This window comes from Streptomyces sp. NK15101 (assembly GCF_020400725.1).
Taxonomy (GTDB): Bacteria; Actinomycetota; Actinomycetes; order Streptomycetales; family Streptomycetaceae; genus Streptomyces.
Genome location: NZ_JAINVG010000158.1, coordinates 1 through 7,877 on the forward strand (window position 1 = coordinate 1; position 7,877 = coordinate 7,877).

General features: G+C 74.9%; 6 protein-coding genes. All 6 read left to right on the forward strand.

The window, feature by feature from the left end; genetic code table 11:
- Nucleotides 1–67 precede the first annotated feature (67 nt).
- Nucleotides 68–727: an isochorismatase family protein gene (locus K7G60_RS37700; RefSeq protein WP_225805480.1), complete on the forward strand. Its 660-nt coding sequence runs from the start codon at nucleotides 68–70 to the stop codon at nucleotides 725–727.
- A complete protein-coding gene (locus tag K7G60_RS37705; RefSeq protein WP_225805481.1) occupies nucleotides 724–2,649 on the forward strand; it encodes an anthranilate synthase family protein in 1,926 nt (641 codons plus the stop codon). Before K7G60_RS37700 ends, K7G60_RS37705 begins: the two co-directional genes overlap by 4 nt.
- On the forward strand, nucleotides 2,628–3,173 hold the full coding sequence (locus tag K7G60_RS37710; RefSeq protein WP_225805482.1) for a shikimate kinase: 546 nt from the start codon (nucleotides 2,628–2,630) through the stop codon (nucleotides 3,171–3,173). The genes K7G60_RS37705 and K7G60_RS37710 overlap by 22 nt, the downstream gene beginning before the upstream one ends.
- Nucleotides 3,174–3,298: 125 nt before the next feature.
- Nucleotides 3,299–5,404 carry a transketolase gene (gene tkt, locus K7G60_RS37715; RefSeq protein WP_225805483.1) on the forward strand — a complete coding sequence of 702 codons (2,106 nt, stop codon included), beginning with the start codon at nucleotides 3,299–3,301 and terminating at the stop codon, nucleotides 5,402–5,404.
- Nucleotides 5,401–6,663: a 3-phosphoshikimate 1-carboxyvinyltransferase gene (gene aroA / locus K7G60_RS37720; protein ID WP_225805484.1), complete on the forward strand. Its 1,263-nt coding sequence runs from the start codon at nucleotides 5,401–5,403 to the stop codon at nucleotides 6,661–6,663. Before tkt ends, aroA begins: the two co-directional genes overlap by 4 nt.
- On the forward strand, nucleotides 6,603–7,877 hold a 1,275-nt coding region (locus K7G60_RS37725; RefSeq protein ID WP_374115744.1), incomplete at its 3' end, for an FAD-dependent oxidoreductase. The genes aroA and K7G60_RS37725, both read left to right, overlap by 61 nt.

The window sequence follows — 7,877 nt, forward strand, 5'->3', positions numbered from 1 at the left end:
CCCCCCGCCGTACGGCCCCACCCGCTCCGCCGCACGGCCTCACCCGCTCTCCAGCGAAAGGACAGCCATGGGGGGAATTCCGCCCATCGCCCCGTACCCGATGCCCTCCGAGGGCGATCTCCCCGCCAACACCGCGGACTGGACGGTCGACCCCGCCCGGGCGGTGCTGCTCGTCCACGACATGCAGCGCTACTTCCTGCGGCCGTTCCCCGCGGACCGCTCCCCCGGCAGCGAGCTGGTGGGCAACGCCGCGCTGCTGCGGGAGCGGTGCGCCGAGCTCGGCGTCCCCGTGGCGTACACCGCGCAGCCGGGCGGCATGACCGACCGGGAGCGCGGCCTCCTCAAGGACTTCTGGGGTCCGGGCATGAAGGTGTCCCCCGAGGACCGCCAGGTCGTCGACGAGCTGGCGCCCGCCCCGACCGACTGGACGTTCACCAAGTGGCGCTACAGCGCCTTCTTCAAGTCGGACCTGCTGGAGCGGATGCGCTTCCACGGCCGCGACCAGCTGATCGTCTGCGGTGTGTACGCGCAGGTCGGGGTGCTGATGTCGGCGGTCGAGGCCTTCACCAACGACATCCAGCCGTTCCTGGTCGCCGACGCCGTCGCCGACTTCTCGGAGAAGTACCACCGGCTCGCCCTCGACTACGCGGCGGAGCGCTGCGCGGTGGTCACCACCACCAAGTCGGTGCTCGCCGAGCTCACGGCGGCCGAGGGGGCCGTCCGATGACCCCGAAGGGAGACCCCGTGGCGCAGGACCTGCTGGACCGGGTGCTGGCATCGCCTTCTTCGGCGTACGCCCTGCTGTACCGCCCCGAGACGGCCGGCCGGGACGTGCTCGACGTCCTGGTCGGCGAGGTCTCGGCCGTGGACGCGCTCGCCGGGATCGCGCTCCCCGACGTCCCGGCCGGTGCCCCCGCCGAGGGCTCCGGCGCCCGCCACGAGGTCCTCGCCGTCATCCCGTACCGCCAGGTCTCCGAGCGCGGTTTCGCCGGCACCGACGACGGCGAACCGCTGCTCACCATGGCCGTCGCCGAGCAGGGCACGGTGCCGCTCGCGGAGGCGGTGCGACGGCTGCCGGACGAGCCGACCACCCTGTCCGGCGGGCACTTCGACGTGGACGACGACGGTTACGCCGCCATCGTCCGGGAGGTCGTCGACCGCGAGATCGGCAACGGCGAGGGCGCGAACTTCGTCATCAAGCGCGAATTCGTCGCGGACATCACCGACTACTCGCCGCGCAGCGCCCTGTCGTTCTTCCGCCGCCTCCTGGAGAGGGAGTCGGGGGCGTACTGGACCTTCCTCGTCCGCACCGGGGACCGCACCTTCGTCGGCGCCAGCCCGGAACGGCACGTCAGCCTGCACGGCGGCACCGCGGTGATGAACCCGATCAGCGGCACCTACCGGTACCCGGCCGCCGGCCCCGACCTGCCCGGCGTGATGGCCTTCCTGGCCGACCGGAAGGAGGCCGACGAGCTCTACATGGTCGTGGACGAAGAGCTCAAGATGATGGCCCGGATCTGCGAGCGCGGCGGGCGGGTCGTCGGCCCGTACCTCAAGGAGATGGCGCGTCTCGCGCACACCGAGTACTTCATCGAGGGGGAGACGTCCCGCGACGTGCGGGACATCCTGCGCGAGACGATGTTCGCGCCCACCGTCACGGGCAGCCCGCTGGAGAGCGCCTGCAAGGTGATCAGCCGGTACGAGCCGGGGGGCCGCGGCTACTACAGCGGCGTCATGGCCCTCATCGGCCGGGACGAGGACGGCGGCCGCACCATGGACTCCGCCATCCTCATCCGCACCGCGGACATCAGCGCCGAGGGCCGGGTGCGCCTCGGCGTCGGCGCGACCCTGGTCCGCCACTCCGACCCGATGAGCGAGGTCGCCGAGACCCGGGCGAAGGCGGCGGGGCTCCTCGCCGCGCTCGGCGCGGGCGGACCCGGCCGGTTCGCCGGGCACGCCCGGGTCCTGGAGGCGCTGGAGCGGCGCAACGACGACATCGCCGACTTCTGGCTGCGGGAGACCGGGGAGCGGTCCCACCCGGTGGCCGAGCTCGCCGGGCGCAGGGTCCTGATCGTCGACGCCGAGGACACCTTCACCTCGATGATCGGCCAGCTGCTCTCCGCCATGGGGCCGGAGGTGACCGTGCGGCGGTTCGACGAGCCGTACGACTTCGACGACTACGACCTGGTCGTCATGGGTCCGGGGCCCGGCGACCCGCGGGAGACCGGCCACGCCAAGATCGCGCACCTGCGGGCCGCGGTCTCCCAGCTCCTCGACGAGCGGCGGCCGTTCCTCGCGGTCTGCCTCAGCCACCAGGTCCTCTCGACCCTCCTCGGCCTCGAACTGGACCGCCGGGACGTGCCCAACCAGGGCGTGGCGAAGGAGATCGAACTCTTCGGCGAGCACCGGCGGGTCGGCTTCTACAACACGTTCGCCGCCCGCAGCGACGAGGACAAGGTCACGCACCCGGAGCTCGGCGTCATCGAGGTCAGCCGGGACGAGGAGACGGGCGAGGTGCACGCGCTGCGCGGCCGCGGCTTCGCGTCGATCCAGTTCCACGCCGAGTCGGTGCTCACCGAGGACGGCGTACGGATCGTCGGCGACCTGCTGACCGGGGTGGTGCGCTCGTGCGAGCGGCAGCCGTCCTGATCGGGGTCCCCGGCTCGGGCAAGACCACCGTCGGCACGCTGCTCGCCGAACGCCTGGGGGTGGGCTTCCGGGACACCGACCACGACGTCGAGGCGTCCTGCGGCATGCCGGTGCCCGACCTCGTGCGGCAGCACGGGGAGGCGCGCTTCCGGCGGCTGGAGCGGGAGGCGGTGCGCACCGCGCTCGCCGAGCACGACGGGGTCCTCGCCCTCGGCGGCGGAGCCGTCCTGGACCCGCTGACCCGGCGGCTCCTGGCCGGCCACCGGGTCGTCCACCTCCAGGTGGACCTGGCGACGGCGCTGGCCAGGATCGGCGGCGCCGACGACCGGCCGCTGCTGGCCGGGGACCCGGAGAGCCGGCTCCGGGAGGTGTTCCGGGTGCGCGGCCCCCTCTACCGGCAGCTCGCCCGGCTGACCGTGACGGCCGACGCGGACTCGGCGGACGACACCGCCCGGCACCTCGCCGACGCCCTGGGCGCCCCGGCCGGCCCCCGGCCCTGCGACGCCCCCGGCGACCCGGCCTGACCCGATCCGCCAACCCCCTGGGCACCCCGGTCCGACCCGCCCGACCGCCGCCGCACCCCTCCATCCGACCGGAACCCCACCCGTCCGACCGGAACCCCCACGTCCCAAGGAGCACTGACCATCCGGTGAACACCCAGTCGAGCACCAGCACCCCTCCCTTCGAGTGGACCGAACTCGACCGGCGGGCCGTGCACGTGGCCCGTGCCCTCGCGGTCGACGCGGTGGAGCGGGCCGGCCACGGCCACCCCGGCACGGCCATGAGCCTCGCCCCGGCGGCGTACCTCCTCTTCCAGCGTCTGCTGCGGCACGACCCGGCGGACCCCCGCTGGGCCGGGCGCGACCGCTTCGTGCTGTCCTGCGGGCACACGAGCCTGACCCTCTACACCCAGCTGTACCTCTCCGGCTACGGCCTCGGACTCGACGACCTCAAGGCGCTGCGCACCGAGGGCTCGCTCACCCCGGCCCACCCCGAACACGGGCACACCCCGGGCGTGGAGACCACCACGGGACCGCTCGGGCAGGGGCTCGGCAACGCGGTCGGCATGGCGATGGCCGCGCGCCGCGAGCGCGGCCTCTTCGACCCGGACGCGGCCCCCGGCGCCTCCGTCTTCGACCACACCGTCTGGGTGTTCGCGTCCGACGGCGACCTGGAGGAGGGCATCAGCCACGAGGTCGGCTCGCTCGCCGGACACCAGAAGCTGGGCAACCTCGTCGTGCTCTACGACGACAACAGGATCTCCATCGAGGACGACACCGCCATCGCGGTCTCCGAGGACGTCCTCGCCCGGTACGCGGCCTACGGCTGGCACGTCCGGCGGGTGGACTGGACGGAGACCGGCGAGTACCGGGAGGACGTGCCGGCCCTGTACGCCGCCCTGTACGCCGCGCGCGAGGAGACCGGCCGCCCGTCGATCGTGGCGCTGCGCACCGTCATCGGCTGGCCCGCCCCCACCAAGCAGAACACCGGCAGGATCCACGGCTCGGCGCTGGGCGCCGCCGAGGCGGCGGCCGCCAAGGCGGCGATGGGGCTCGACCCGGCGGCCTCCTTCCAGGTGCCCGACGAGGTCCTCGCGCACGCCCGCCGGGTCGCCGAGCGCGGCCGGGCCGCCCGCGAGGAGTGGGACAAGCGGTACGAGGACTGGCGCACCGCGCTGCCCGAGCGGGCCGCGCTGTTCGACCGGATCGACGCCCGGCGGCTGCCCGACGGCTGGGCGGACGCGGTGCCCGGCTTCCCCGCGGGCGGCGAGATGGCCACCCGCAAGGCGTCGGGCGAGGTGCTGTCCGCGCTGGCCGGCGTCCTGCCCGAGCTGTGGGGCGGCTCCGCGGACCTCGCGGAGAGCAACAACACCACGATGAGGGGCGAACCGTCCTTCGTCCCCGAGGAGTTCGCCACCGCCGCGTTCCCCGGCCACCGCTACGGCCGCACGCTCCACTTCGGCGTCCGCGAGCACGGCATGGGGGCCGTGCTCAACGGCATCGCCCTGCACGGCGGCACCCGCCCCTACGGCGGCACCTTCCTGGTCTTCTCCGACTACATGCGGCCCGCCGTGCGACTGGCCGCGATGATGAGGCTGCCCGTCACGTTCGTCTGGACGCACGACTCGATCGGTCTCGGCGAGGACGGGCCGACCCACCAGCCGGTGGAGCACCTGTGGTCGCTGCGCGGCATCCCCGGCCTCGACGTGGTCCGCCCCGCCGACGCCCACGAGACCGCCGCCGCCTGGCGGGCGGTCCTGGCCCGCGCCGACCGGCCCGCCGGGCTCTGCCTGACCCGGCAGAACGTCCCCGTCCTGCCCGATCCGGGCGCCGACGCGGTCGCCCGCGGCGGTTACGTGCTCGCCGAGGCCGCGGGCGGTGCCCCGGAGGCGATCGTGCTGGCCACCGGCAGCGAGGTCCACATCGCGCTGGAGGCCCGCCGCCTCCTGGAGGAGGACGGGACTCCGACCCGGGTCGTCTCGCTGCCGTGCCTGGAGTGGTTCGCCGAGCAGAGCCGCGCGTACCGCGACTCCGTGCTGCCGCCGCGAGTCCGCGCCAGGGTCTCGGTGGAGGCCGGCTCGACCCTCGGCTGGCACGCCCTGGTCGGTGACGCCGGAGAGGCCCTCGGCATCGACGGGTTCGGCGCGTCCGCTCCCTTCCGCGCGCTGTACGAGCGGCACGGCCTCACCGCGCGGCGGGTGGCGGCGGCCGTGCGCGCCAGTGTCGCCCGGGCCGCCGGCGGGGACGCCCGGTGAGCGCCGCGGACGTGACCACGGGCGCCCCGCTCACCGCCCGCGTCCCCGGCTCCAAGAGCATCACCAACCGGGCCCTGCTGCTGGCCGCCGCCGCGGACGGCACCAGCCGTCTGACGGCGCCCCTGGTCAGCGACGACACCCTCGCCTTCCGGACCGCGCTCACCGAGCTGGGCGTCCGTGTGGAGGCGGCCCCGGGCGACGCGTACTGGGACGTCACCGGAGCGGGCCGGGGCCCGGTGGGCGGCGGCCGCGTGTGGTGCGCCGACGCCGGCACCGCGGCCCGCTTCCTGCCGCCGTTCGCCGCGACCGGCCGGGGCACGTACGTCTTCGACGGCTCCGCGCAGCTGCGGGCCCGTCCGCTGCGCCCGCTGGCCGACGCGCTGGAGCGGCTCGGGGCGACGGTGTGCGCCGAGGACGGGGCGGGCCTCCCGCTGCGGGTGGACGCCGACGGGCTGCCGGGGGGCGAACTCCGGGTCGACGGCGGTCTGAGCAGCCAGTTCCTGAGCGGTCTGCTGATGGCGGCGCCGCTGCTGCGGACCCCGCTGACGGTGACCGTGGGGGACCTGGTCAGCCGCCCGTACATCGACATGACCGTCGCGCTGATGCGCCGCTTCGGCGCCCGGGTGACCGAGGAGGAGCCGGGCGTCTTCGGGATCGGCACCGGCGGCTGCACCGGCACCGACCTGGTGATCGAGCCGGACGCCTCCACGGCCTCGTACTTCTTCGCGGCGGCCGCCGTCACCGGGCGCACGGTCACCGTGCCGGGCCTCGGCCGGGACAGCCTCCAGGGCGACCTCGCCTTCGTCGAGGTGCTGCGCACCGCGGGCGCCCGGGTGGACATCGGCGGGGGCGCGGTGACGGTCACCGGCACCGGTCGGCTGCGGGGCGGCTTCGACGTCGACATGGGCCCGATCTCGGACACCTTCATGACGCTGGCCGCGATCGCCCCGCTCGCCGACGCGCCGATCACCGTCCGCGGCATCGGGCACGCCCGGCTCAAGGAGTCGGACCGGATCGCCGCCGTCGCCGGGAACCTCGCCGCCTGCGGGGTGGAGACCGAGACCGGCCGGGACTGGATGACCGTGCGTCCCGGTCCGGTCCGGCCCGCGCGGATCGCCTGCCACCGGGACCACCGCATCGCGATGGCCTTCTCCGTGCTCGGGCTGCGCGTCCCGGGGCTGGGTCTCGACGACCCGTCCTGCGTGGGCAAGACCTTCCCCGGCTTCCACGCCGAACTGCGCCGGCTGTTCCCGGCCTAGAGGAGGACGAGATGGCTGCATCGATGCGGGTCCTGGTCGTCGGCGCGGGTGTCGGCGGCCTGGCGGCGGCGCTGGGCATCGCGGCCCGGGGCCACCGGGTGACCGTGCTGGAGCGGCGCGACGACTTCGCCGAGCCGGGCGTCGGCACCCAGCTCTCGCCGAACGCGTTCCACGCGCTCGACCGGCTCGGGGTGGGGCAGGCCGTGCGCGAACGGTCCTTCCTCATCGACGAGTTGCGGTTCATGGACGGCACGACCGGTGAGCGGATCGCCGGGATGCCCCTGACCGGTGCCTACCGGGAGCGGTTCGGCAACCCCTACGCGGTGCTGCACCGCGGCGACCTCCACCGGGTGCTGCTCGACGCCTGCCGCGCGGCCGACGGCGTCGAGCTGCTCGCCGGCCGGCCGGTCGCCTGGTACGAGCAGACCGCCGACGGGGTCACCGCGGTCACGACGTCCGGGCGGCGGTTCACCGGGGCCGCGCTGATCGGCGCCGACGGCATCCGGTCCGCCGTCCGCCGCCGGCTCGTCGGCGACGGCGAGCCCCGGGTCTCCGGCCACACCATCTACCACTCGGTCGTCCCCCTGGCGGACGTCCCGGAGGACCTGTGCCCGAGCGCCGCGACGGTCTGGGCGGGGCCCGGCTGGCACGTCGTCCACTTCGTGCACGAGGCCGCCGACGGTGCCGTGTTCCTGAACGTGGCAGGCACCCTGGACCACGGCACGGCCGAGGCCGTCGTCGGACTGCCGCCGGAGAAGCCCCATGTGCTGGCCCGGTTCCCGGGGCTGGCCGACGCCGGGCGGCGCGTGCTGGAGCTCGGCGAGGAGTGGAAGACCTGGGTGCTGTGCGACCGGGACCCGGTCGCCGACTGGACCGACGGCCGGGTGGCGCTCCTCGGCAACGCCGCGCATCCGATGCTGCCGTACGCGGTCCAGGGCCTGTCCATGACGCTCGAGGACGCCGCCGCGCTCGGCGGACTGTTCGACTGCGACGGGCGGGACGTGGCGCGACGGCTGAGGGCGTACAACGCCCGGCGCCGCGAGCGTACGGCGAGGACCCAGCTCGTGGCGCGCGAGCTGGGCGACCGGCTCTACCACCCGGCGGGAGCGGCGGCCGCGGCCCGCAACGCGATGCTCTCCTCGCTGACCGTGGACGAGCTCCACGACAAGGTGTCCTGGCTGCACGGGGCCCACGACTTCATCGAAGGAGACGGA

Excerpts from the sequence above, each read along its gene's own strand:
- K7G60_RS37705 (WP_225805481.1), top strand. The coding sequence starts at position 724 with ATGACCCCGAAGGGAGACCCCGTGGCGCAGGACCTGCTGGACCGGGTG.
- K7G60_RS37700 (WP_225805480.1), top strand. The coding sequence starts at position 68 with ATGGGGGGAATTCCGCCCATCGCCCCGTACCCGATGCCCTCCGAGGGC.